The organism is Microbacterium sp. (assembly GCF_035687345.1).
Classification (GTDB): domain Bacteria; phylum Actinomycetota; class Actinomycetes; order Actinomycetales; family Microbacteriaceae; genus Microbacterium.
In genome coordinates this window covers 1-23,136 of the sequence record NZ_DASRXZ010000093.1, presented here as the reverse complement: position 1 = coordinate 23,136, position 23,136 = coordinate 1, and the positions used below count along the sequence as shown (strand labels likewise).

General features: G+C 71.4%; 17 protein-coding genes. 6 read left to right on the top strand and 11 right to left on the bottom strand.

Annotation, left to right across the window (positions count from 1 at the left end; translation table 11 throughout):
• Window positions 1-23: 23 nt before the first annotated feature.
• Window positions 24-926: a response regulator transcription factor gene (locus VFF97_RS10695; protein WP_325033488.1), complete on the bottom strand. Its 903-nt coding sequence runs from the start codon at window positions 924-926 to the stop codon at window positions 24-26.
• Window positions 914-2,659 (bottom strand): DUF4012 domain-containing protein, encoded by a 1,746-nt coding sequence (locus VFF97_RS10690; RefSeq protein ID WP_325033487.1) that lies wholly within the window; start codon window positions 2,657-2,659, stop codon window positions 914-916. The genes VFF97_RS10695 and VFF97_RS10690 overlap by 13 nt, the downstream gene beginning before the upstream one ends.
• A 167-nt stretch (window positions 2,660-2,826) precedes the next feature.
• On the opposite strand from VFF97_RS10690, the gene VFF97_RS10685 reads away from it, so the two are divergent.
• Both VFF97_RS10685 and VFF97_RS10680 read left to right on the top strand, forming a co-directional pair.
• Window positions 2,827-4,155 carry a lipopolysaccharide biosynthesis protein gene (locus tag VFF97_RS10685; RefSeq protein ID WP_325033486.1) on the top strand — a complete coding sequence of 443 codons (1,329 nt, stop codon included), beginning with the start codon at window positions 2,827-2,829 and terminating at the stop codon, window positions 4,153-4,155.
• Complete coding sequence (locus VFF97_RS10680) at window positions 4,152-5,021, top strand: hypothetical protein (RefSeq protein WP_325033485.1); 870 nt, start codon at window positions 4,152-4,154, stop codon at window positions 5,019-5,021. Before VFF97_RS10685 ends, VFF97_RS10680 begins: the two co-directional genes overlap by 4 nt.
• Here the strand turns inward: VFF97_RS10680 and VFF97_RS10675 are convergent.
• The 8 genes from VFF97_RS10675 to VFF97_RS10640 all read right to left on the bottom strand — a co-directional run bounded on the left by VFF97_RS10675 (window position 5,014) and on the right by VFF97_RS10640 (window position 14,271).
• On the bottom strand, window positions 5,014-6,129 hold the full coding sequence (locus VFF97_RS10675) for an NAD-dependent epimerase/dehydratase family protein (RefSeq protein ID WP_325033484.1): 1,116 nt from the start codon (window positions 6,127-6,129) through the stop codon (window positions 5,014-5,016). The genes VFF97_RS10680 and VFF97_RS10675 overlap by 8 nt on opposite strands.
• The gene (locus VFF97_RS10670) at window positions 6,126-7,139 is read right to left on the bottom strand and encodes a Stealth CR1 domain-containing protein (protein ID WP_325033483.1); all 1,014 of its coding nucleotides are present in this window, start codon (window positions 7,137-7,139) and stop codon (window positions 6,126-6,128) included. The genes VFF97_RS10675 and VFF97_RS10670 overlap by 4 nt, the downstream gene beginning before the upstream one ends.
• Window positions 7,136-8,554, bottom strand: coding sequence for a hypothetical protein (locus tag VFF97_RS10665; protein WP_325033482.1), 1,419 nt, complete (start codon window positions 8,552-8,554; stop codon window positions 7,136-7,138). The genes VFF97_RS10670 and VFF97_RS10665 overlap by 4 nt, the downstream gene beginning before the upstream one ends.
• Window positions 8,551-9,627: a glycosyltransferase gene (locus VFF97_RS10660; protein WP_325033481.1), complete on the bottom strand. Its 1,077-nt coding sequence runs from the start codon at window positions 9,625-9,627 to the stop codon at window positions 8,551-8,553. The genes VFF97_RS10665 and VFF97_RS10660 overlap by 4 nt, the downstream gene beginning before the upstream one ends.
• Window position 9,628: 1 nt before the next feature.
• Window positions 9,629-10,609 (bottom strand): glycosyltransferase family protein, encoded by a 981-nt coding sequence (locus tag VFF97_RS10655; RefSeq protein ID WP_325033480.1) that lies wholly within the window; start codon window positions 10,607-10,609, stop codon window positions 9,629-9,631.
• An 11-nt stretch (window positions 10,610-10,620) separates the two neighbouring features.
• Window positions 10,621-12,105 carry a sugar transferase gene (locus VFF97_RS10650; RefSeq protein WP_325033479.1) on the bottom strand — a complete coding sequence of 495 codons (1,485 nt, stop codon included), beginning with the start codon at window positions 12,103-12,105 and terminating at the stop codon, window positions 10,621-10,623.
• 134 nt (window positions 12,106-12,239) lie between these two features.
• Window positions 12,240-13,616: a polysaccharide biosynthesis tyrosine autokinase gene (locus tag VFF97_RS10645; protein ID WP_325033478.1), complete on the bottom strand. Its 1,377-nt coding sequence runs from the start codon at window positions 13,614-13,616 to the stop codon at window positions 12,240-12,242.
• 61 nt (window positions 13,617-13,677) lie between these two features.
• Entirely contained in the window at window positions 13,678-14,271 is a 594-nt protein-coding gene (locus tag VFF97_RS10640; protein ID WP_325033477.1) for a low molecular weight phosphatase family protein, read from the bottom strand.
• Between the two features lie 152 nt (window positions 14,272-14,423).
• Here VFF97_RS10640 and VFF97_RS10635 point away from each other — a divergent pair, with 152 nt between their 5' ends.
• Window positions 14,424-14,981: a hypothetical protein gene (locus tag VFF97_RS10635; protein ID WP_325033476.1), complete on the top strand. Its 558-nt coding sequence runs from the start codon at window positions 14,424-14,426 to the stop codon at window positions 14,979-14,981.
• Window positions 14,965-15,723 carry a CPBP family intramembrane glutamic endopeptidase gene (locus VFF97_RS10630; protein ID WP_325033475.1) on the top strand — a complete coding sequence of 253 codons (759 nt, stop codon included), beginning with the start codon at window positions 14,965-14,967 and terminating at the stop codon, window positions 15,721-15,723. Before VFF97_RS10635 ends, VFF97_RS10630 begins: the two co-directional genes overlap by 17 nt.
• Window positions 15,724-15,746: 23 nt before the next feature.
• Here VFF97_RS10630 and VFF97_RS10625 read toward each other — a convergent pair whose 3' ends face one another.
• Window positions 15,747-16,295, bottom strand: a complete 549-nt coding sequence (locus VFF97_RS10625) for a hypothetical protein (protein WP_325033474.1) — start codon at window positions 16,293-16,295, stop codon at window positions 15,747-15,749.
• A gap of 133 nt (window positions 16,296-16,428) precedes the next feature.
• Between VFF97_RS10625 and VFF97_RS10620 the strand changes: the two genes are divergently transcribed.
• Both VFF97_RS10620 and VFF97_RS10615 read left to right on the top strand, forming a co-directional pair.
• Window positions 16,429-18,627: an MMPL family transporter gene (locus tag VFF97_RS10620; RefSeq protein ID WP_325033473.1), complete on the top strand. Its 2,199-nt coding sequence runs from the start codon at window positions 16,429-16,431 to the stop codon at window positions 18,625-18,627.
• 348 nt (window positions 18,628-18,975) lie between these two features.
• The coding region (locus VFF97_RS10615) for a peroxidase family protein (RefSeq protein WP_325033472.1) at window positions 18,976-23,136 on the top strand (4,161 nt) is incomplete at its 3' end.

The window sequence follows — 23,136 nt, the reverse complement described above, 5'->3', positions numbered from 1 at the left end:
GGCCGCTCCTCGACCGGACGGGGTCATCGCCGGGTCGCGGTTCCCGTGAGTCGGTAGCCCACGCCTCGCACCGTCTCGATGTAGCGGGGGTCGGTGGGATCCTCGTCGAGCTTGCGCCGCAGCTTCGCGATGTGGGTCTCGATCGTCCTCATCTCGACGTCCGTGACCTCGGCGACGGAGCCGCCGCGCTGGCTGCGCACCGCCAGCGCGAGCTCCTCCTTCGTGCGCACGCGCTGCCCCGTCTCCATGAGGGCGACGAGCAGGTCGAACTCGGTACGCGTGAGCCCGACGTCGACCCCGTCGCGCGCCGCGATGCGGGTCGAGCGGTCGACGACGAGGTCGTCGTACACGAGCGCCTGCGGCTCCGCGCCGGTCGCGCCGATCTCGGACGCGGGCGCCGCCGTCGCCTCGGCCGGGGTGTCGGACTTCGCGCGCCGCAGCACCGCCTCGATGCGCGCGCGGAACTCGCGCGGCCGGAAGGGCTTCGGCACGAAGTCGTCGGCGCCCGCCGACAGCGCCAGCACGGCATCCGCCTCGTCGGTCAGTGCCGAGACGACGATGATGTGGGTCGCGCTGCGGTCGCGCACGCGGCGCGTCGCCTCGAGGCCGTCGATGCCGGGCATGTTGATGTCGACGGTGGTGATGAGCGGGTCGTGCTCGACGACCGCGTCGACGCCGTCGACGGTGTTGGACGCGCCGAAAGCGCGGAAGCCCGCCGACTCGAAGATGTCGAGCAGCAGCTCCCGGACGACGTCATCGTCCTCGATGACGACGGCCGTCGCCCCCTTCGCGCCGATGTCCACCGGCACCTCCCCTTCGTGCGCCCTGCCCGAATTCTCCTGGATCCAGCCCGAATTGTTCCACATCTCGAACCCGCGGCCCCGCCACGTCGCGGGGGCCTCGGTCAATGGGTTCAGGTCCTGCATGTCGCCTCCTCCCCAGAAGCTCCGCCGATGGTGGGCGTCGACACGAGCGCGAGCCGCGGAGCGGACGGCTCGCTGGGACGCGCGGCGAGCGTGAGGGTCGCGGATGCCCCGGGCTCCACGTCCACGCTCACACTCACGACACGGCGTCCGTCGTGCACGCCGCCGCCGAAGCCGACATCGCCTGTGACAGACGCGTCGACGAGGTCGAAGCCCGGCGGAAGGTAGATGTACGCGACCGTGCGGACCGTGCCCGGCTCGAGGCCGTACTTGCCTCCGGACGTCACATACCGCGGGAGGTCCGCGGCATCCGCGGGCGCGTTGTTCTCGATCGTGACCGAGACCTCCGCCAGCCCCGTCACGCCGTCCCGCCCGCTCTCGCACGAGACCCACCGGACCGTCGAGGACGCCGCTTGGTAGAAGTCCATCTTCGATCCTGTGCCGTCGTTCAGATACACACCGAAGCGCGCGGTGCGGTCGTCGCTGTCGGGCAGCCGTCCGGCGAGGGCGGTGCCCTCGATGATCGCCTGATCGGCGGGATGCGCGCTCCACACGAGCAGGCGCCGCTCGTCGGCGGCGCGGCCGAGCGCCGAGACGAGGCGCGTCGTGTCGAGCCTGCCCTCGGTGACGGTCGAGAAGACCGCTTCCGCCGCCCCTGCGAAGAACGCGTCCTGGTCTGCGGGTCGGTCGAACCGCAGGTACGAGTCGCGCAGGAGCGTCTTGACGACGTCGGACGCCGTGAGCCGGTCTCCGGTGGGCGTCGTGATGGGCCCCGTGGCCTTCAGGAGGTACGACAGCGCGACCGGGTCGAAGGAGATGACGCCGTCGATGCGCTGGCCGCCGTGCTCGCGCGCCCACATCTCCTGCGCGAGCGAGGCCGACACCGCGAAGTCGGGCACCTGCGTGATGTTCTGGATCCACCGGCCCGGGTTCTCTCCGTAGATGCCGCGGACCTCGGGTCCGAGGTCGAGAACCGACTCGCGGTAACGGCGGTAGTCGGCCGTCGACTCCTGCCGGACGAGCTCGACGCGGCCGTCCTCGACGTGCACGAGCGCCATCGCACCCGGGATGCCGCCGAGCGAGCGCCATTCGGCGTTGTTCTGGAAAAGGAGCAGGTAATCGCGGGGTCCCTCGGCGCCCAGCATCGACGGGAGGAGGTCGCCCGCCCGCGCGAACGCATCCGCGCCGCCGTGCGCGGTGGCGAGCAGGTCCGCGACCTGGTCGACGGCGTCGCGCACCGGCCCCACGAGCGCGCCGCGATCGATCTGCGAGACCGTCGCGAGGGCCGCCTGGAGGCGTTCGGCGGCCTGTCCGGCGTCGGCGCCGAGCCCCGCGAGCGGTGCCGGGTCGATGCGTCCGCTCTGCGGGCGGAGGGCCGTGAGGTCGAGTTGCGACACCGACAGGGCCAGGGGGGTGAGGGCGTCGCCGACGGCGTCGTCCACCGCGCCCGTGAGCACGCCCACGGCTCCGAGCTGCGCGCCGAGCCACGGGATGCCCTCGGCGGCGCGCCAGATCGGGTCGGAGGTCAGGGCGCGCGCGGCGGCGGTGTGGTCTGCGGCCTCGGCGAGCGTGCTCGCCATCGCGGTCGGATCGTCGAGCAGACTCCGCATGTCCTGCGCGGTCGCCTGCACCGCCCGGAGGTGGCCGTGCGCGAGCGCGGCGCGGATGCCGATCCACGCGGCGCCGGCGATGATGGCGGCAGCGAGCACCACGATGACGACCCACGCCCCGGTCATCCCCTTCGACCGCACGCGAGGGCCGACCCCAACGTGTCGCAGCCCCATTGTCTGTGCCCCCAGTAGCGCACACTTTACCTTGACGTCGGCTGTCGCAAAACTGAATTCCTCGACGTAGGCTTGCAGCCACCATCGGCGGGCGGTGGCGGCTGGGGAGTCGGATGGGCATGCGGCACGACGGACGCGGGTCCGCGCAGACGCTGCGCCGGGGCGTCGTCACGATGTTCGTCGGGCGCGCGTTCCCCCCTGTCGCCGCGCTCGCGACTGCACCGCTGCTCGCGGTGGGGCTGGGCGTCTCGGGGCGCGGCGAACTCGCTGCCGCGACGGCGCCGCTCCTGCTCGCCGTCACGATCGCGCCCCTGGGGATCCCCACGGCCGTCACCTACGTCGTTGCGCGCTCTCCGCGCCTGATCGGCGTCGCGCTTCGCCGCGGCGCCGTGCTCACCCTGCTCGCGGGCCTCGTCGCGGTCGTCGTCGCCGTCCAGGCGGCGACGCTCCTGAGCGCGGGGGACGAGACCCTCGCGGGCTACATGGTCGTCGGAGCGCTCGCGATCGTGCCGACGGTGCTCGTCGCGGTCGTGCAGGCGGGAGCCGCCGGCCTCGGACGCTGGCGGCTCATCGCGACGGAGCGGGTGGTCGCCGCATTCGTCAAGGTCATCGCGATCGTCGTGCTCTTCGCGACCGGCACCCTCACGGTCGCGGCGGCCGTGATCGTCGTCGCCTTCGCGCCGGTGGTGGGCGGGCTCGTGTACCTCGGCCTGCGACCGGGTGAGGCGACCGCCCGAGCCGATGCGGACGCCGCCGACGAGGCATCGGCCCGCACCGCCGACCTCCTCCGGTACGGCCTGCGCTCATGGATCGGCGCGGTCGCGGGCATCCTCCTCATCCGGATCGACCAGCTCCTGTTCGTGCCCGTGGGCGGCGCCTACGAGCTCGGGCTCTACGCGGTGGCGGTCACGATCAGCGAGGCGCCGCTCATCGTGAACGCAGCCGTGCGGGACGTCGTGTTCACACACGACGCCGCGAAGGGCGACGACGAGCTCCTCGCGCGCGCATCGCGGATGTCGACCATCGCGACCGGCGCCGTCGCGCTCGCGATCGCGGCGACGGCGTGGCTGTGGCTGCCGGTGCTGTTCGGCGACGACTTCCGCGGGGCGCTCGTGCCGCTCCTCGTGCTCCTCGCCGCCGTCGTGCTCGGAAACCCCGGGTCGATCGCGGGCACCGGGCTGTCGGCGCGCGGGCGGCCCGGCCTGCGCAGCATCAGCCTCGTGATCGCGTGCGTCGTGAACGTCGCGGTGTTCCTCGTGCTCGTGCCGGTGTGGGGCGCGGTCGGCGCCGCCGTCGCGACGCTCATCGGCAACCTCGTGTCGAGCAACCTCAACCTCGTCCTCCTCCGCCGCACGTCGGGGATTCCGGTCGGGTCGTTCTACGCGTTTCGGTTCGCGGACCTCCGGGCGGTCTCCGCACTCCTTCCACGCGCAGGAGGCAGGGCGTGACGAGCATCCCCCGGCGTGTGTGGAACGGCGTCGCGCGCCGCGCGCTGCGTGTGCGCTTCGACATGCGCAATCGCGTGTCGAAGGCTCCCGTCACGGGGGATGGCCCGATCGTGTCGCTCACGACCCACGGACCGCGGCTCGACATCGTGCACCTCGCGCTCGAGTCGATCGGCCGTGGAGCCGTGCGCCCGAGCCGGCTCATCCTGTGGCTCGGGCCGGATGACCACGCGCGCCCGCGTCCGCCGACACTGCGACGTCTCGTCGCGCGAGGACTCGAGGTGCGCGAGGCGGTCGACCTCGGCCCGCACACGAAGTACTGGCCGCTCGTCGAGTCGGAGCCCGACCGCGACTTCGTGACGGCCGACGACGACGTCTTCTATCCGCGCGGGTGGCTCGCCGAGCTGCGAGACGCGGGCGAGCGGGTGCCGGAGGCCATCGTGTGCTTCCGCGCCCACGTCCTCGGCGTCGACGACATGGGGGAGGCACCCCGCATCCGCCCCTACACCTCGTGGAAGCCGTGCCGGCGCACGACACCGTCACCGCTCCACTTCGCGACGGGCGTGTCGGGCGTGCTGTACCCGCGCACGTTCGCGCACGTGATCCGCGAGGCGGGGACGGGCTTCGTCGAGCGGGCGCCGCGCGCCGACGACGTGTGGCTCCACTTCCTCGCGGTGCGGTCGGGCCGCGCGATCGTGCAGGTGCGACCACGGCCACTCGAGTTCCTGGGCGTGCCCGGCACGCGCCCGACGGGGCTCTACCGCACGAACGAGGGCGGCGGCAACGACCGCCAGATCGCCGCGACGTACACGCCGGACGTCCTCGCGCTCCTGGCCGCGGCGGCCCGCGGCGAGGCGCTCGTCACTTGAACAGGCTGCGCGACGACAGCTCGGCGAGCGAGCGCTCGTAGCCCGCGGCATCCGCCGGCTGCTCCTCGACCCAGGCCGCGAACTGCCGCAGGCCCTCCGCGAAGCTCGTCGCGGCCGCCCAGCCGAGTGCGCGCAGGCGCGTCGTGTCGGCGATGCTGTGGCGGATGTCGCCCGCCCGGAAGCTGCCCGACACCCGCATGCGCGGCTCGGCGCCGAACGCGGCGGCGAGCGCCTCGACGACGTCGACGACGGTCGTGGAGGTGCCCGAGCCGACGTTGTAGACACCCGAGGCATCCGGATGCAGCGCCCCCAGTCGCGTCGCCTCGACGACGTCGTCCACGAACACGAAGTCGCGGCTCTCGCGCCCGTCCTCGAAGACGTTGACCTCACCGCCCCGCCGCAGGATGCCCGAGAAGATCGAGAGGATCCCCGTGTACGGGTTCGTGAGCGACTGACCCGGACCGAACACGTTCTGGTACCGCAGCGCGACCGCCTCGATGCCCACCGCCGGAGCCGCCGTGAGCACGAGCGCCTCCTGCATGTGCTTCGTGATCCCGTACACGCTCGACGGCTGGAGTGGCGCGGACTCGGGCGTCGGCGCGGGCACGAGCTCGGTCTCGCCCGGCGTGCGCACCTCGAAGTCGCCGCGCACCAGGTCGGCCTCGCTGCGCGGCCCGGGGTAGACGACACGGCCGTCGGACGTGCGGTAGGCCCCCTCGCCGTAGACGGCGCGCGACGACGCGACGACGAGTCGCCGCACGGAGTGCCGCTCGTTCGCGAGCACGTCGAGCAGGCGCCCCGTGCCGCCGGCGTTCGTCTGCACGTATCGGTCGATCTCGTACATCGACTGGCCCGTTCCGGTGTCGGCCGCGAGGTGCACGACCACCGTGACGTCGGCGAGCGCCGCTCTCAGCGTGCTGCGCGACAGGACGTCGCCGCGCACGAATTCGACCGTGGAGGGGAGGGGCGGGTGCACGGGACGCCGACCGTGCACCTGCTCGGTCAGGGAGTCGAGCACGCGCACCTCGTGTCCCTCGCCCGCGAGGCGCGCGGCGAGCCTGCTTCCGATGAACCCGGCGCCGCCGGTGATCAGGATGCGCTCGGTCATGATTCCTCCTCCTGACGCTCGAACTCGCACGGGGCGGGCAGGAGCGAAGTGAACGCCGCCGCGAGGCGGGCTCGGGCGGTCTCGAAGTCCAGCGGGCCGTCGTTGAGGCACACGATGGGAGTGCGCGCACCGGCGACCACCTCGCACGCCCGGTCGATCGACGCGTCGGAGAGCTGGATGAATGTGCCGTAGCGGCGCGGGCTCGCCGGTGCGAACGCGTTCTCGCACAGCGCCCACCACGCGAAGAGGAACACGTTCAGGTCGGCGAAGCTCTTGAACGTCGACCGGCACGTGCGCTCCAGGGCCGCGTCCGCCTCGCCCCACACGCGCATCATGGTCGCCCGCCGCAGCGGCAGCGGCAGGTGGTGGTTGAGGAAACCGGTGAACCGCGGCCAGGGCGCGAGGGCCAGGTTCTGCAGGAGTCCGCGCCCGTAGCGCGGGCTGAACCACCGCAGGGGAGACCGGGCGATCACCCGGCGCTTCGAGAACCGGCCGTTGAGCAGGTGGACGTCGTTGAGCATCGCATGCGAGACGTTGTCGCCCAGCGAGATCGCGTTCATGACGCCGAAGCCGACGGGCAGGTCGCCGCGGAAGAAGTGCGTCTCGTCGAGCGGGCGCAGCACGAACATGTCGTCGTTGAACGAGACGAACCGGTCGGACAGCCCCTCGATGCGGTGCAGGTTGAGCTCGATCGTGCGCGAGTTGAACGTCGGGAGGTACTCGGACGGAATGAAGTCCTCGTGCCGCACGACGCGAAGACGCGGATGCTCCGTGTCGAGCCACTCCGGCGGCGGGGACTGCGTCACCAGGTGCACCGTCCCGACCCACGGGCAGTTCGCCGCGATGCCGCGGAACCAGAAGCGCAGCAGGTCCCAGTCCCGGAAGCGATCGGGCGTGGCGACGTCCGACGGGTCGGCGCCTGAGCGCACGAGGTGTTCGTCGCGCAGCGCGCGCCACGCGGCATCCGTGTCGTCCACCCACGTGACGACGACATCGACCGGCGCGCTCATCGGGCACCCACCGGCTGCAGATCGTACGAGGGCTGCTCCGTGGCATCGGGAAGGGCCCGCGTGCGGGGGCTCGAGCGGATCGCGACGAGCAGGATGAGGATCGCGGGCAGGTACGCCGGCACCTGCGCGCCGAGCGGCCCGCGGAGGATCCCGAACATCGCCATCGACACGAGCGGCGCGAGCATGGCCCACTTCGACAGCGGTGCGTGGAGCCACGCCGAGTCGACCCGCGCGGCGAGCACGCCCAGCAGCAGCATCCCGACGACGAGGCCCGCGATGCCGAACTGCAGATAGAGCTCGGCGTGGACCGGGAGCGAGAGGTTCGTGAACGAGTAGCCGGCGTGCTTCGCGACATCCGCCGAGGCGATCGTGGCCTTGTCGGCCCACACGGAGCGCGGCACGAAGAACAGGACGGCCGAGACGAGGTGGTGGCCTCCGGCGAAGCCGTGCGTCTGCACGTACGACAGCGTGTTCACGACCTGCTGGAACCCGTCGAAGTCGGGCGAGACGAACGTGTTCGCCGTGATGCTCCCGAACGAGAGCGTGCCGCGCCGGAACACGTTCGCGAGCGGGTAGATGAGCAGCGTCGCCGCGATCCCCAGCGCGAGGAAGGCGAAGCCGGCGCGCGGCGACCGCGGGCGCACCGCGGCGAGCACGAGCGATCCGAGGGCGAGCAGCGCGATGAAGCGCGTCTGCGAGAACGGGTTGGCGAAGAGGGCGATGCCCACGACTCCGACGAGAAGCAGACCCATCTCGCTCACGCGGACGTGCGCGAGACCGCGCCACGCGAGCTGCAGACGATACACGCCGAGGAGCGCCGCCGCGATCGCGAGGCCCGCCGGGAGCACCGTGTAGAGGGCGTAGACGACCCCGCCGGCGTCCGAGAGCGAGCCGCCCGCCGCGTCGAGCGCGTCACCCCGGGCGTTGCGGCTCGCGAAGAGGCTGTTGAGCCCGAGCACGTTCACCGCGTTCACGCCGACGACGACGAGGGCCGCCACGACGATGCCGTGCACGACCCGGCGGATCGACGCGCGCGCCTCGGGACGCGGGGCGCGCACACGGGCACGGGTCGCGAGGTCGCCGATCGCGAAGAAGGCGATCGCGAGCGCGGTCAGCACGAGCGCGAGCCGCACCGCCGCCGGATCGGCGAGCGCCCGTGTGTCGTTCCACGCGACGCGGCCCAGCGTGAGCTGCGCGATCGGGCCCACCCCGAGCCACGCGAACCAGAAGACGTAGAAAGCCGCGGCGGCCGGCCGCAGCTCGTGCGCGGCGGACTGGATGGCGCCGCTGAGCGCGATGACCGCGGAAAGGCCCGCGAGGGCGAGCGCGGCCGGATCGGACAGGTCGCGAACCAGCAGGGCCACGATCGCCGCTCCGAGGAGGACGAGCGGCAGCGCCCACGGGTTGATCCTCATCGCCGGCTCCCCGCGATCGCCGGTACCCGCGACGGGCGTGGGAGCGACGCCTCGACGGCCGCACGCGTCTCCCGCGCGCAGTCGGCCCACGGCCGCACGCGCCGCGGCCGGCGGGGCTCCTCCCGCAGGGCGGCGGTCACGGCATCAGCGATGCTCTGCGGATCGGGATCCGAGACGTGCACGGCCCCCGGGTGGATCGCCGCGAGGCCGCTGTCGGATGCCACGACGACGGGGATCCCGAAGTACGCGGCCTCGACGACCGGGAGGCCGAAGCCCTCGTCGGACGAGTTGAGGACGAGGGCCGCCGCGGATGCAACGATCCGCTGGTACGAACGGTCGGACACGTATCCCGGCAGTCGCACGCGGTGGGTGACCCGGTAGCGCGCCGCGAGCTCTCGAAGCGACTCCCGGTACTCGTCCACCGCCCCCAGCACCCAGAGGGTGACGTCGGGCATCGCGGCGACCGCGCGGATCACGGCCTCGGGGCGCTTGTTCGGCAGATGCCCGTACGTGACCACGTTCACGCCCCGGGCGGACGCCGGTGCCGTGTGCCACCGCCGCGGGTGGTCGCCGCCGTTCTCGACGACGACGAGACGGCGGGGCCGCACGCGATCGCGGGTCTCGGCGGCGGTCTTCTCGGAGATCGCCACCGTCGTCCCCGCGGATGCCGCCGACCACCGCCACAGGCGCCGGTAGAGGCGCTGCACGAGAGGGAACTCCGCGGGGTGGTTCTCGTGCCGCCAGTCGTGCACGACGACCGCGCGGCGCGCGCGCGGCACGAGCGGGGAGGCGACCGGGCTCAGCGACAGCAGCGCGTCGGCGCGGGAGCGTCGGAACACGATCGCGGACGAGACGAGCTGGGTCCACGCCCGGGCGACGGGTGACACGCTCGGAACGACGTGCACAGAGACGTTCGCGTGGGTGGCGAACGCGTCCGCCGCCCACGGCCCCCCGACCACGATGATGCCGTCGCCGGGGTGGGCTTGCGCCCAGGCGCCGACGACCTCGCGCGCGTACAGGTTCATCCCGCCCGATCCGGCGGGCGATCCCATCGCGTCGATGACGATCCGCATGTCAGGCCCCGACCAGCGCGGGCGCCAGGACTTCCGACGTCCAGGCGGCGAGCGACCGGTTCTCGAAGCCGGCGGGGCTCGTCCCCTGGGCGGGCTGCGCGGCGATGAACGCGGTCACCTCCGCCACTTCGATGCGAGCGGGATCGGCGGGCACGATGAGCACGCGTGCGGGATCGTAGAACGGCTCGTCGCGGATCGCGGCGTTAGCGGTGATGAGCGCGGCGCCGCTGGCCAGCACCTCGAACACGCGCATCGTCAGTCCGGTCTGACCGGGCCGCTGGAGGTCGATGACCGCCTTGGAACGGCGCATGGTGTCGGCGACCGCGCCGATCGGCAGCGGCGTCGTGCGCACGTCCGCGCGCGGGATGCCGCGGTACCGGCGCACGAAGACCTTGCGCAGCCAGAAATACCAGGCGGCAGGGGAGTAGAACCACAGGAGTCGTCGCTCCGGCGGCACGGCGGCCGCGACGGCGTTCGCGAACGCGTGGCGATCGCCGTGCAACGTGCCGATGAACGACACGTCGAGGTCGCGCGGCTCGTCGCCCGGGTGGAACTCCGGGCGGTGGAACAGCGGCAGGTGATCCACGCCTGTGCGGCGCGCGTCGTCCGGGTCGAACGAGAACGCGCGGTCGAAAAGGGGGAGGAGCGCAGCGCCCCGAGGGCTGTTCGCGAACGAGTCGAACGTGTAGTAGACGAACCGCACCCTCGGGCAGCGCGACCGGAGCGTCGTGAGGAACCACTCCGGCACGACCTCGCCCTTGATGACGAGGACGAGATCCGGAGGATCGTGCTCGGCGCGGCGCAGCAGCTCCCTGAAGTGCGCCGTGATCCGGTGGCCGAGGATCGCGGGTGCGACGCGCACGACCGCCCGAGCGAGCGGTGCGTTCGAGGGGCGCTCGTCGACGAGCTCGACCTCGTGGCCCTGAGCCCGGATCTCCTGTGCGATCGCCTTCTCGTAGCCGAAGAACGACGGCGCGATCATGAGCACACGCACTAGACCGCCGTCCCTCCGGGCGACACGACCGCCTTGACCGTCTTGACGAGGATCGCCGCGTCGCCGAGGAGCGACCAGTTCTCGACGTACGACAGGTCGAGCCGCATCGCGTCCTCCCAGTCCAGGCTCGACCGGCCGCTGACCTGCCACGGCCCCGTCATGCCCGGCCGGATGAGCAGGCGCCGCTTCGCGGCATCCGAATACAGGGCGACCTCGGCGTGCACCTGCGGCCGCGGCCCCACCAGGCTCATCGAGCCGCTCAGCACGTTGAGCAGCTGCGGGAACTCGTCGATCGAGTACTTGCGCAGGAACCGCCCCAACGGCGTGACGCGCGGGTCATCGCGCACCTTGAAGAGGGGTCGGTCGTCGGTCCCCTGCGCCGCGAGGAGGGTGGCCAGCTCGGCATCCGCCCCCTCGTACATCGTGCGGAACTTGAGGATGTGGAACGGTTCGCCGTTGCGGCCGATGCGCGCCTGGCGGAAGAGGGCCGGCCCGGGGCTGGTGGCGCGCACCGCGGCCGCGATGAGCAGGAGCGCGGGTGCGAGGACGACGAGCATCGCGGCGGAGCACACGATGTCGGCGAGACGCTTCGCGACCCTCTGCCCGCGCGAGAGCGACGGGCGCTCGACGTGGATGAGCGGAAGCCCCGCGACGGGCCGGGTGCGGATGCGCGGACCGCTGATGTCGACGATGCTCGGCGCCAGCACGAGGTGCTGGCCGCCGGACTCGAGCGCCCACGAGATCTGCTTGACGCGGTCGGGCGGCAGGTCGTCCGTGCCGGTGATCGCGACGGTGTCGGCATCGATGCGGGCAAGCGCGGCGGGCACCGATTCCAGATCTCCGACGATCGGGATACCGGTGCCCGCCACGGTGCCGCCCACGGCGGCGGGAACGCATGCCCCCACGACGGTGTAGCCGGCGTCGGTCGTTCGCGAGAGTTCACGCGCGATCTGGGCGACCGACTCCTCACACCCCACGAGCAGGACACGCGCCGTGTAGAGGCCCATGCGGCGGTGCGCGATGAGCCATTGCCTCCACAGCCAACGTCCGAGGACGAGGGTGACGATGCCCATCGGCAGCGCCAGGATGAGGTAGCCACGCGCGACGTCGACGCGGAACAGGAACGCGACGATCGCGACCGCGCCGAACACCCTCAGGCTCGCATCGCCGACGCGGATGTACTCCGTGATCCCCGCGCCGATGACCTTGTCACTGCGTGTCTCGAGCAGGCCGAGCATCCAGATCCACGCGCCGATGAGCACGCCCGAGAAGATCCAGTAGTCGATCTCGGCGAGCCCCGACACGCGCGGCGGCTGCAGCCCGAGCCACGCGATCTGCGTGCCGTACACCACCCACACGAGGATGAGCGCATCCGTCATCCACAGCCGAACGGCGTATGCCTCGCGCCATCGTGCGCCCACCGGTTGCCCGGCGGTACGCGGCGGTGTCAACGCCGAAGCCCCCAGCTTCAGTTCCCACGTCACTTCGAACCCCTCGCCCGATCCCCAGATGGACGTCGTACATAGAGGTTCGTCGCATGTTTCCTGTACGTCAAGTGGAGAACACGCGAAGTCTTCCTGAACGTGATGACGGATGCCCGGAAATCCGGGCCCTCGCGTCAGTCTTCGCCGTCGGCTTCCCTGCCGCCGTAGCGGTAGCCGTACGAGTGGTGCGCGTCCGGTCCGCGCATCGGAACCATCGTCAGAACGAGGCCCGCCGTCCGGGCGTCGACCGCCTGCAGGGTCTCCAGCGCGGCGGTGAGGCGCGCGCTCTTCGTGCGCCCGGCGGCCACGACCACGATCGCGCCCGCGGTCGCCTTCGCGAGCACCGCCGCATCCGTGACGGCGAGAAGCGGCGGCGCGTCGACGAGCACGATCTCGAACTCGCGCTCGAGGTCGGCGAGCAGCGCGCGCATCTGCGTCGAGTCGAGCAGCTCGCTCGGGTTGGGCGGGATGCGCCCGGCGGGGAGCACGCGCAGGTTGCGCGTGCGCCACGGGACGAGGAGCTCCTCGGGAGAAGCGCGTCCGATGAGCACGTCCGTGAGGCCGGCTCCGCCCTCGATGCCGAGGTGGGTGGCGACGCGCGGGCGGCGCAGGTCGGCATCCACGACCGCGACGCGGCGCCCCGCGTCGGCGAGGACGGTCGCGAGGTTGATGAGCGTCGTGGTCTTGCCCTCGCCGGGCTCGCTCGAGGTGATGACGAAAGACGACCTGTTGTCGAGGTCGAGGAACTGCAGGTTCGTGCGCAGCGTGCGGAACGCCTCGGCCCGGACACTGAGCGGATCGTCCTGCACGACGAGCGGACGCTCCTTCGCGCGCTTCTCGAACGGGATCGTCCCCAGCAGCGGCCGGTCGCTGACCGCCGCGAGGTCGCGCGCCCCCGAGATGCGCGTGTCGAGCACCGTCCTCAGGACGACGCCGCCGATGCCGAGCGCCGCTCCGATGAGGCCGCCGATGAGCAGGTTGAGCCGCGTGTTCGGCGAGGACGGCGCATCCGGCGGGAGCGCGTCGCGGACGGGGGTCAGGTGAACCGGGCTCGATGCGGGTTCGTCGTCGTCGACGGACTCGAGGGTCTCGACCGTCGTGGCGAGCGATGCGGCCACGGCGTTGGCGGTGTCGGCGGCGCGGTCCGGATCCGTGTCGGTCACGGTGATCGTGATCAGGAACGTGTTCGGCACCGTCGTCGCCTGCACGCGCGGAGCGAGGTCGGGGGCGTCCTCGTCGAGCCCCAGCTGCTCGATCGCCGGGTCGAGCACGATCGGCGTCGACACGAGGCTGGCGTAGGTCGCGACGCGCGACTGCGCGAAGCTCGCGCCCTGCTCGAGCTCGGCGATGCTGCCACCTGCCTGGCTCGAGACGAACACGGTGCTCTGCGCGCGGTATTCCGGCGTGCGGGTGAGCGACCAGGCGAGGGCCACCGCGATCCCCAGCAGCGTCGCCGCGAGGATGATCCCCCAGTTCCTGCGCAGAATCCGGACGTATTCCCTGAGCTCCATGTCGCCTCTCGGTCCGGTGGTTCCGGGTATTGTGCCACACCGCGAGGCGACATCCCGGTGCTCAGACGGTGACGGCGCCCCGCACGGTCTCGGCGGCGACGCGGATCGCGGGGACCAGCTGCGCGCCGCACGCCACGTACGCGTGCCACTCCCGTCCGTACGGGTCGGGAACGTCGTCCTCTTCGGGGTCCACGGGCTGCGGCACGAGGCCGCGATGCAGGGCGAGCTCGCGGGCCATCGCGCGGACGCGCCCGGACGGCGAGTCGCCGGCGGATGCCGCCGCCTGCAGCTCCTCGCGCGGCACCGCCCGCGCGAGACGGGCGAACTCCCGCACCGTGAACGTCGCGTGCACGCGCGTCGGCGCGATCTCGACGACCGCCCTGCGCTGGTCGCGGTCCATCGTGAGGATGAGGTCAGGGCGCGTGAGCTGACCTTCGTCGAGGCGGCGGGCGCGGTGCATCCGGATCTCGTCGGGTCCGACCCCGAGCCGTTCGGCGAGGCGCACGGCGTCGGGTGCCATCGCGTCACGGTCGCGCGCGTGTGTCCCTGCGCTCTCGACCCGCACGCGGACGTCGCCGAGCGCGCGCCGGAGGAGCTGCGCGGCGAGCGGAGAGCGGCAGATGTTGCCGGTGCACACCGTGAGGATCTCGATCATGCGGGCAGTGCCCTCTCGGGGAGGTTGAGAAATCCTTGCGAAAATCTGAATGATACCTGTTGATTCCTTCCCGGGTGGAGTAGCATGACGGCACTCCGGCGGTCAAGGGCCGCGCCAGCGGAGGCACTGCGGCAGAGAACTGGGGATCTCACATGCTGAAGAAGATTGTTTCCGTCATCGGTATCAGCGGTGCCCTCATCTTCATGGGGGCGAGCGCTGCGACCGCGGACACGTACCCACCGGACGTCACGTGCACTGTGCAGGCGCCGACGATCACGCCCGGGCAGTCGACGGTCATCGAGTGCGGCGGCGACGGCACGGTTCCCGCGGGAACCACCGCGGTGTTCACCGTGAGCGGCGCCGGCGTGTCGGCCTCGTCGCTCTCTTCGCTGTTCGCGGCGGTCGGCACGACGCAGGTCACGAAGACAGCCGATGGCAACGGCAACCTGTCGGCGACCTTCACGGCGCCGCAGGTGACCGGCACCCACAATTACACCGTGAGTGTCGCCGACACCGCCGGAACGTTCGCTGCCACCGCGTCCATCACGGTCAACGGGCCGAGCGGGGGCGAAGGCGCCGTCGGCGGCGGTCTGTCGACCACGGGTGGCACGGTGCCGGCGGCGCTGATCTGGGGCGGCATCGGTGCGCTCGGCATCGGCGGCATCGCCATCGCGGCGGCGCTCGCGCGGCGTCGTGCCCGCGGACAGTAGAGGCACCTCGACGAGCCCGTCGCGCGAAGGCACCCGTCGCGACGGGCTCGAGCCGCGCCCGCACCGGCTGCGTCGCGCCCGGTACGAGCTCCCGGGCCTCGCCCTCGGGATCGCCGCCGTCGCGTGGGCGCTGACGGCGGCCGCGGCGGCGACGGCGCAGCTCTTCACCGGCTGGCCGCCCGTCGCGCTGGCGGTCGCCCTCGTCGTGCTGACGATGACGCCCCTCGCGCTCGCCGTCGCGATCGCGGGCCGGCGGTCCGGCGACGGCGCGGGTGCGCCGGCGGGCTTCGTGCGCGGGTCGTGGACGGATGCGGTGCTCGGGGCGTTCGCGGGACTCGTCGTGCGCGCGCTCGTCGAGCTCGTCGCGCCGACAGGCGGCGCATCCGGTCTCGCGCGTCCGGCGCCCGCGCTCGCGGTCACGCTCATCGCGGCGGTGCTCATCGCGCCGATCGTGGAGGAGGCCTACTTCCGCGGTCTCGTCCAGGGCGCCGCGAGCGACGTGCTCGCAAACCGCATGGGACGACGGTCGATGGCGGTCGTGGCCGTCGCGATCTCGACCGCGGCGTTCGTCGCGATGCACGCGATCGTGGGAGGGCTGCAGCCGGCGCTCCTGCTGGGGGCGACGCTCACCGGCATCGCGTGCGGCACGCTGGCCGCGGTGACAGGGCGGATCTGGGCCCCGATCGCCGCGCACGTCGTGTACAACGGCGTGGGCGCGCTGGTTCTGCTCGTGCAGCCCTGACGGTGTGGGCGGGCTGTGTCGACCTAGTCGGCGGACCCGTCGCCGCCGGTGCCCGTATCGGAGCCCGTCGCGGATGCCGCGGCCCGGCGCCTCACGAGGACAGCCGCGGTGACGCCGGCGGCTGCGACCGCGGCGCCGATCGCCACCGTCGCGATCACGGGCGTCGCCGCGCCGTCGTCCTCGCTCGCCGGAGCGCCGTTCTCGGACGGTGAGGGCGCGGGCGTCGGGTCGTCGGTGCGCGGCTCCGTCGTCGGCTGCGGCGCGGTCGGGCTGGCGGACGGATCCGGCTTCGGCGCGGGAGTCGACGGCGCACCCGGCTCTCCGGGCGCCGGCGCGGGCGTCGGAGCGGCCGGCGGCGCGCTCGGGCCGGGCTGCTCAGGCTGCGACGGCCTCGGCGCCGGAGTGGACGGTCGGCCGCCCGGCGGATCGGTGGGCTGCGCCCCGCCGCAGATCATCGCGCCCCCCGAGAACACGCAGCCGGGCGTCGGCACCGGCTCGGAGCGATCGCCCGCCGGCGCGATGAGCCCCGTGCCTGCGAGCACGACGAGCACGGTGCCGAAGAGAACCCCCATGCGTTCACGATAGTCCCGTCCCGCCGCAACGCCAGCGAAAGTGTGCGGAATCTTCGGGAAAGCCTCAGCAGAAGGTAGAACTGCGAGCAGGATTGCGCCTATCTTGTCTCCCACACGGAGTCTGGGGGCCGGTATGGGGAACACGGCGACGCGCGAGCGTGCGAAGGAATCACGGGGGCGGCGCATCGCGATCACGGCGGGGATCATCCTCGTGTGGGTGGTGATCTTCCTCGCGGGAGGGAGGGCGTTCAGCCAGCTCAACGACCTGGGGACGAACGACCGCGTGCAGTTCCTGCCCGACAGCGCGGAGTCGACGCAGGTCGATCGGCTCGACGACGAGTTCAGGGTCCAGGGCTACAGCTACGCCGTCGCGGTGCTCACGTTCGACGAGCCCCTCGACGAGCGCGAAGTGCCGTTCATCGAACGGCAGATCCAGCGGATGCCCCCCATCGACGGGCTCGCGCTGTTCCGCTCGACGCCGCTCATCGTGGCGGACGACGGCCTCGCGGCGGAGTTCGTCATCCCGGTCGACTCCCAGGGCGCGCTCGATGAGACGGTGTCGCTGCTGCGCGCCGGGCTGCAGACCGCCGTTCCCGAGGCGACGGGCGTCTACATCACGGGCGGCGCGGGATTCGCGGCCGACATCATCGCCGCGTTCGCCGGCATAGACGGGCTGCTCCTGCTCGTCGCCCTCGGGGCGGTCCTGCTCATCCTGATCGTCGTCTATCGATCGCCGCTGCTTCCGCTCATCGTGCTCTTCACGAGCCTGTCGGCGCTGTGCGGGGCGGTCCTCGTCGTCGCGGGCCTCGCGGGCTCGGGCGCAGTCCTGCTCGCGGGGCAGACGCAGGGGATCCTCCTCATCCTCGTGGTGGGCGCGAGCACCAACTACGCGCTGCTGTACATCAGCCGCTACGGCGAGGCGCTCGCGGCCGGCCGGACGAGGTGGGAGGCCACGCGCGATGCCCTGCGCGGGTCGTGGAAGGCCATCCTCGCCTCGGGGCTCACGGTCATCGCGGCGCTCATGGTGCTCCTGGTCAGCGAGCTCGACTCGAACCGCACGCTCGGGCCGATCGCGTCGATCGGCATCGCGTTCGCGCTTCTCGCATCGTTCACGCTCCTGCCCGCCCTGCTGCTGTGGGCCGGCAGAAGGGCGTTCTGGCCGCGGAGGATCGTGGCGCGGCATCCGCATGAGGACCCCACGGACGGACCGGGGCTGTGGCCGCGCCTCGCGCGGTCCGTGGCGCACCGCCACCGTGGCGTCTGGATCGTGACCGGCCTCGCGCTCGTCGCCATGTCGTTCGGCCTGACGCAGCTGCGCGCCGACGGCGCACCGTCGAGCCAGTACGTCATCGGCGAGTCGCAGGCGCGCGACGGGCTCGCCGTGCTCGCGGAGCATTACCCCGCGGGCTCGGGAACGCCCGCGGTGGTCGTCGTCGAGGCGTCGCGGATGCTCCAGGTGACCGAGGCGATCCTCGGGGTGGACGGCGTGGATCACGTCCGTGTGGCGACACTCGGAGGCCCGACGCCGATCACGCCCGACGGCGTGCAGCCGTTCGCATCGGGGGCGGGTATCGCGCTCGCTCCGCTCGTCGTCGACGGACGCGTGCTGCTCGAGGCGACCCTCGACCACGCACCCGACACGCCGCAGGCGGAGTCCGTCGTCCGGACGCTCCGCGCCGCGCTGGACGATGTCGGCCGGGACGTGCTCGTGGGCGGGCAGACGGCGATCGACATCGATGCGAACGAAGCCGCCCTGCGCGACCGCGCGATCATCATCCCGCTCGTGCTGCTCGCGATCTTCGTCGTGCTCGTCGCGCTGCTGAGATCGCTCGTCGCGCCCGTCATCGTGATCGGCAGCGTCGCGCTGTCGTATGCGGCCGCTCTCGGCGTGTCCGCGATCGCGTTCAACGAGGTCTTCGGGTTCACCGGGGCCGATCCGACGGTGCCGCTGTTCGCGTTCGTGTTCCTCATCGCGCTCGGCGTCGACTACAACATCTTCCTCATGGCCAGGGCGCGGGAGGAGACCGTTCTGCACGGCGCGCGCACGGGCATCCTCAGGAGCCTCGTGCTCACCGGCGGCGTCATCACCTCGGCCGGCATCGTGCTGGCGGCGACCTTCGCCGCGCTCGGTGTGCTGCCGCTGCTGTTCATGGCGCAGATCGCCTTCATCGTGGCGTTCGGGGTGATCCTCGACACGTTCGTCGTGCGCACGCTCCTCGTGCCCGCGCTCGTCTACGACGTGGGTGCGAGTGCGTGGTGGCCGAGCGCGCTCTCGAGGCCGTCGGCATCCGTGGAAAGCCCGCAGGAGGCGCGGGAGACCGTCTCGGTCTGACCCTGGAGCGGGTCGCGCGACGCCCGCGAAGACCCTGTTGCAGGCGGCCGCAGCGGGGGAGTTCGCCTATGCACGGATGCCTGAAGCTCGTCTGAACCCAGTCTGAACTTTTCGTGCGAATTACCTTGTCATTGGGTGGAGATTCCTGTATGAATCAACCAGCGCCGGTTGGGGCCGGTGCACGGCACGGTCTGGGCGTGCCGGGGTTCAGCTGGGGGCGCAAGGCCTGTCTGGAGGGCACGGCAGTCGATGAACACCAACACGCATTCACTTGGGGACCTCTCGGAAAGGTGGCGGCGGATAGCACTGGCGATCGTCGCGATCGCCGGACTGGTGCTGACGCTTCTGGTGGGCAGTCCACCGGACAGAGCCGTGGCGGCGACGGATGAGGATCCGTCGTTCGTCCTCAACCAGAACGACCTGGAGTTCATCCTCCGGCAGATCCAGATCTCGGAGGCACACGCCGCAGACGTGCTGAACCCCTCCAACTACGAGCTGCTCTGCACCGATCAGGGCGACGCCGCGCAGAACTGCGTGTCGGACGAGATGCGTCCCAAGGGCGTCCGCACGATCGACGGCTCGTTCAACAACCTCCGCCTCCACCAGTCCGAGTACGGCGCGTCCGACAACGCGTTCCCCCGGCTGCTGGAGGCCGAATGGCGTCAGGCGGAGCCCGAGGCGCTCGACCTCGGCTTCGAGGCGAACACTCCCGAGCAGATGGCCGCGTGTGAGGCGGGCACGACCTGCTACGCGCAGACGAGCGGCAACGTGTACGACTCGGAGCCGCGCCTGATCAGCAACCTGATCGTCGACCAGTCGCTGAACAACCCCGCCATCGCGAACCAGGTGCAGGCCGGCACGGCGATCCCGATCGAGGGAACCGACCGCGTCGTCACCCCCAACACGGCACCGGACGAGGAGCTCTCGGCGCCGTTCAACACGTTCATGGGCTTCTTCGGCCAGTTCTTCGACCACGGCCTCGACCTGGTCGGCAAGGGCGGCAACGGCACCATGATCGTGCCGCTCGCGGAGGACGACCCGCTCTACTGCCCGGAGAGCGGAATGCGCCCGGGCGAGACCGTGGAGTGCAACCCGGCGGCGAACTTCATCACCCTCACGCGGGCGACTCGCCTCGAGGGCAACCCGACGGAGCACAAGAACCTGACCTCGCCGTTCATCGACCAGAACCAGACCTACGGCTCGCACCCGGCGCACCACTTCTTCCTGCGCGAGTACGAGCTCGAGGGCGGCGTTCCGGTGCCGACCGGCCGGCTCATCGAGGGCGAGAACGGCGGCATGGCGAAGTGGAAGGACGTCAAGGCTCAGGCCCGTGACATCCTCGGCCTCGAGCTCACGGATGCCGACCTGCTCGATGTCCCGCAGATCCTCACCGACCCGTACGGCAACTTCGTGCCGGCGGCGAACGGCTATCCGCAGTACATCACCGGCAGCGGCTTCGTCCCGGGCGGTCCCGGAGGCGTCCCCGTCCCGGACGACGTGCTCGGCACGGGCCACGCGTTCCTGGACGACATCGCCCACGGCGCGACGCCGGTCGTCGACCCGGAGACCGGCGAACTGCTGCCGCGCTTCAACGAGGACGGCACCGCCGTGCTCGACCCGGAGACCGGCGAGCCGGTGCTCAGCGGCTACGACAACGCCGCGCTCGACGAGCATTTCATCGCCGGTGACGGGCGCGTCAACGAGAACATCGGCCTCACGGCGGTGCACGCGGTGTTCCACGCGGAGCACAACCGCATGGTCGGGCAGATCCTGGAGGTGCTCAACGGCGAGCGTCCTGAGCTCGAGGCGCAGGACTCCGACGAGCGCGGCGGGATCGAGGAGTTCGCCAAGGCCTTCCGCGGCGAGCCCCACTCGTACGTGTCGGACAAGCCGGAGGAGAACCTCCCGGGGTACTTCCCCGAGGGCGGCAGCCCGGCGTCGCTGCCGGCGAACTGGAACGCCGACGACTGGAAGTTCCAGGAGCGCCTGTTCCACGCCGCCAAGTTCGCGACCGAGATGCAGTACCAGCACCTCGTGTTCGAGGAGTTCGGCCGCAAGATCTCGCCGAACATCGACGCCGTCGTGTTCAACGAGAACAGCTACAACGCGGCGATCGACCCGTCGATCACGGCCGAGTTCGCGCACGTCGTGTACAGGTTCGGCCACTCGATGATGACCGAGGAGATCGGCCGCGAGGCGGTCGAGGGCGGGCAGCCGATGCAGGACATCCCGCTGCTCACCGGATTCCTCAACCCGACGCTCTACGACGAGAACGGAACGCTCTCGCCGGAGGAGGCCGCCGGGTCGCTCATCAACGGCATGACGGCGCGCGTCGGCAGCCAGATCGACGAGCACGTCGTCGACGTGCTGCGCAACAACCTGCTCGGGCTCCCGCTCGACCTCGCGACGCTGAACCTGCTCCGCGGTCGCGACACGGGCGTGCCGCCGCTGCAGGCTGCGCGGCAGAAGTTCTTCGAGATGACCGGCGACACGACTCTCAAGCCGTACACGAGCTGGGACGACTTCGGCCGGAACATCAAGAACGGCAACAACTTCGGTCGTGCCGGTGAGAAGGCGTCGCTCGTGAACTTCGTGGCGGCGTACGGCACGCACCCGTCGATCCTGGCGGCGACCACGATCGAGGAGAAGCGCACCGCCGCTGCCCTCCTCGTGAACGGCGCCCTCCAGGGCGAGGAGTTCGTGATCCGGCACTCCGGTTCCGACCGGTTCCAGACCGCGGCGTTCGTGAGCCAGCGCCAATTCCCCGAGGCGAAGCCGGTGCCCGTGGTGTACATCACCAACGGGTACAACTTCCCCGACGGTCTGGCCGGTGCGGCGGGTGCCGCGGCGGAGGGCGGACCGCTCCTGCTCGTCGCGCACAGCACCGACGGTGAGATCCCGTCGGCGACCGCGGCCGAGCTTCAGCGGCTCACCCCCGAGCGCATCGTGGTGCTGGGCGGTCCCACCACCGTGAGCCCCGAGACGATCGCGAACCTCGCGGCGTACGCGAGCTCCGGTCAGGTGGACGTGCTCGCGGGCACGAACCGCTACCACACCGCGTCGCTCATCAGCCAGCGGTTCGCCGAGCCGGGGGTCGAGCGCGTGTTCGTCGTGGACGGCACGAACTACCCGGACGCGCTCGCGGTCAGCGCGATCGCGGCTCGGGACGGCTCGCCGGTCCTGTTGACGACGCCAGGGGCGCTCCCGCCGGCCACCGCGGCCGAGCTCGCGCGCCTCACGCCGGGTGAGATCGTGATCGTCGGCGGCACGCCGTCGGTGAGCGCGGCCGTCGAGACGGCGATCTCGGCGTACGGCGACACGCGCCGCATCGCGGGTGTGAACCGCTACGACACCGCGGTGAAGGTCAGCCAGGAGTTCTACCCGGACGGAGCGCCGACGGCGTTCGTCACCACCGGCACGAACTTCCCCGACGCGCTCGCGGCGGGCCCGGCGGCCGGCATGTTCGGCGGACCGATCCTGCTCACGCAGCCGACCGCGATCGCGGCGGGCACGATGAGCGAGCTGCAGCGGCTCGGCATCGCGCAGGTGCAGATCGTCGGCAGCCCGAACTCGGTGTCGCTCGCGGTCGAAGAGCAGATCGCGACGCTCGCCCCGCCTGTCGTGGCCGCTCCGGAGGACCGTGAGGACTTCATGTTCAGCACGGGCACGTGGGCGGGCAAGGAGACCGGCCTCAATGATGTCGACTTCTGGATCGGCGGCCTCGCAGAGCGCCTCGACCCGTTCGGCGGCATGCTCGGCTCGACGTTCAACTTCGTGTTCGAGACGCAGCTGGAGAAGCTCCAGTTCGGCGACCGCTTCTACTACCTGTTCCGCAACGAGGGTGAGCAGCTGTTCGCCGCTCTCGAGGGCAACACGTTCTCGGACATCATCCAGCGGAACACGGATGCCTCGAACCTGCCGGCCGACATCTTCGCGCTGCAGGACCCGATCATCGACATCGAGGAGCAGGCAGCACTGCCGGCCTCGGAGCGCGTGCCGGGTCTCAGCCTGATCAACGGCCAGTGGCGTTGGCAGGGTGACGAGCATGTGGAGATGCACGGCACGCCGGCGGACGACAACCTGCGCGGTGACGAGGGCGACGACTCCATCTGGGGTTACGGAGGCGACGACCGCATCGAGGGCGGCTCCGGAAACGACGCACTCGTCGGCGGCCCGGGGAACGACATCATCACCGACTCGTTCGGCGACGACAACCTCAAGGGCAAGCAGGGCAACGACGCGATGAACGTCGGCGGCGGGGTGGACCTCGGCATCGGCGGTCTCGGCGACGACTTCATGGTCAACGGCGGAGGTGACGCCACCACTCTCTTCGGAGGCATGGGCGACGACATCTTCCTCGGCACGACCGGTCGCATGACCGTGGTCGGCGGCGAGCACGACGACTGGGTCGAGGGCTCGGGTCACGCCGACCTGCTGCAGGGCGACAACGCCGACCAGTTCCAGAACGACACCCTCGGCGGCAACGATGTCGTGGCAGGACGCCTCGGC

Coding starts and splice junctions, on each gene's coding strand:
- VFF97_RS10625 (WP_325033474.1), bottom strand. CDS start 16,295: ATGGGGGTTCTCTTCGGCACCGTGCTCGTCGTGCTCGCAGGCACGGGG.
- VFF97_RS10665 (WP_325033482.1), bottom strand. CDS start 8,554: ATGAGGATCAACCCGTGGGCGCTGCCGCTCGTCCTCCTCGGAGCGGCG.
- VFF97_RS10670 (WP_325033483.1), bottom strand. CDS start 7,139: ATGAGCGCGCCGGTCGATGTCGTCGTCACGTGGGTGGACGACACGGAT.
- VFF97_RS10675 (WP_325033484.1), bottom strand. CDS start 6,129: ATGACCGAGCGCATCCTGATCACCGGCGGCGCCGGGTTCATCGGAAGC.
- VFF97_RS10645 (WP_325033478.1), bottom strand. CDS start 13,616: ATGGAGCTCAGGGAATACGTCCGGATTCTGCGCAGGAACTGGGGGATC.
- VFF97_RS10655 (WP_325033480.1), bottom strand. CDS start 10,609: ATGATCGCGCCGTCGTTCTTCGGCTACGAGAAGGCGATCGCACAGGAG.
- VFF97_RS10620 (WP_325033473.1), top strand. CDS start 16,429: ATGGGGAACACGGCGACGCGCGAGCGTGCGAAGGAATCACGGGGGCGG.
- VFF97_RS10660 (WP_325033481.1), bottom strand. CDS start 9,627: ATGCGGATCGTCATCGACGCGATGGGATCGCCCGCCGGATCGGGCGGG.
- VFF97_RS10640 (WP_325033477.1), bottom strand. CDS start 14,271: ATGATCGAGATCCTCACGGTGTGCACCGGCAACATCTGCCGCTCTCCG.
- VFF97_RS10690 (WP_325033487.1), bottom strand. CDS start 2,659: ATGACCGGGGCGTGGGTCGTCATCGTGGTGCTCGCTGCCGCCATCATC.
- VFF97_RS10695 (WP_325033488.1), bottom strand. CDS start 926: ATGCAGGACCTGAACCCATTGACCGAGGCCCCCGCGACGTGGCGGGGC.
- VFF97_RS10685 (WP_325033486.1), top strand. CDS start 2,827: ATGCGGCACGACGGACGCGGGTCCGCGCAGACGCTGCGCCGGGGCGTC.
- VFF97_RS10635 (WP_325033476.1), top strand. CDS start 14,424: ATGCTGAAGAAGATTGTTTCCGTCATCGGTATCAGCGGTGCCCTCATC.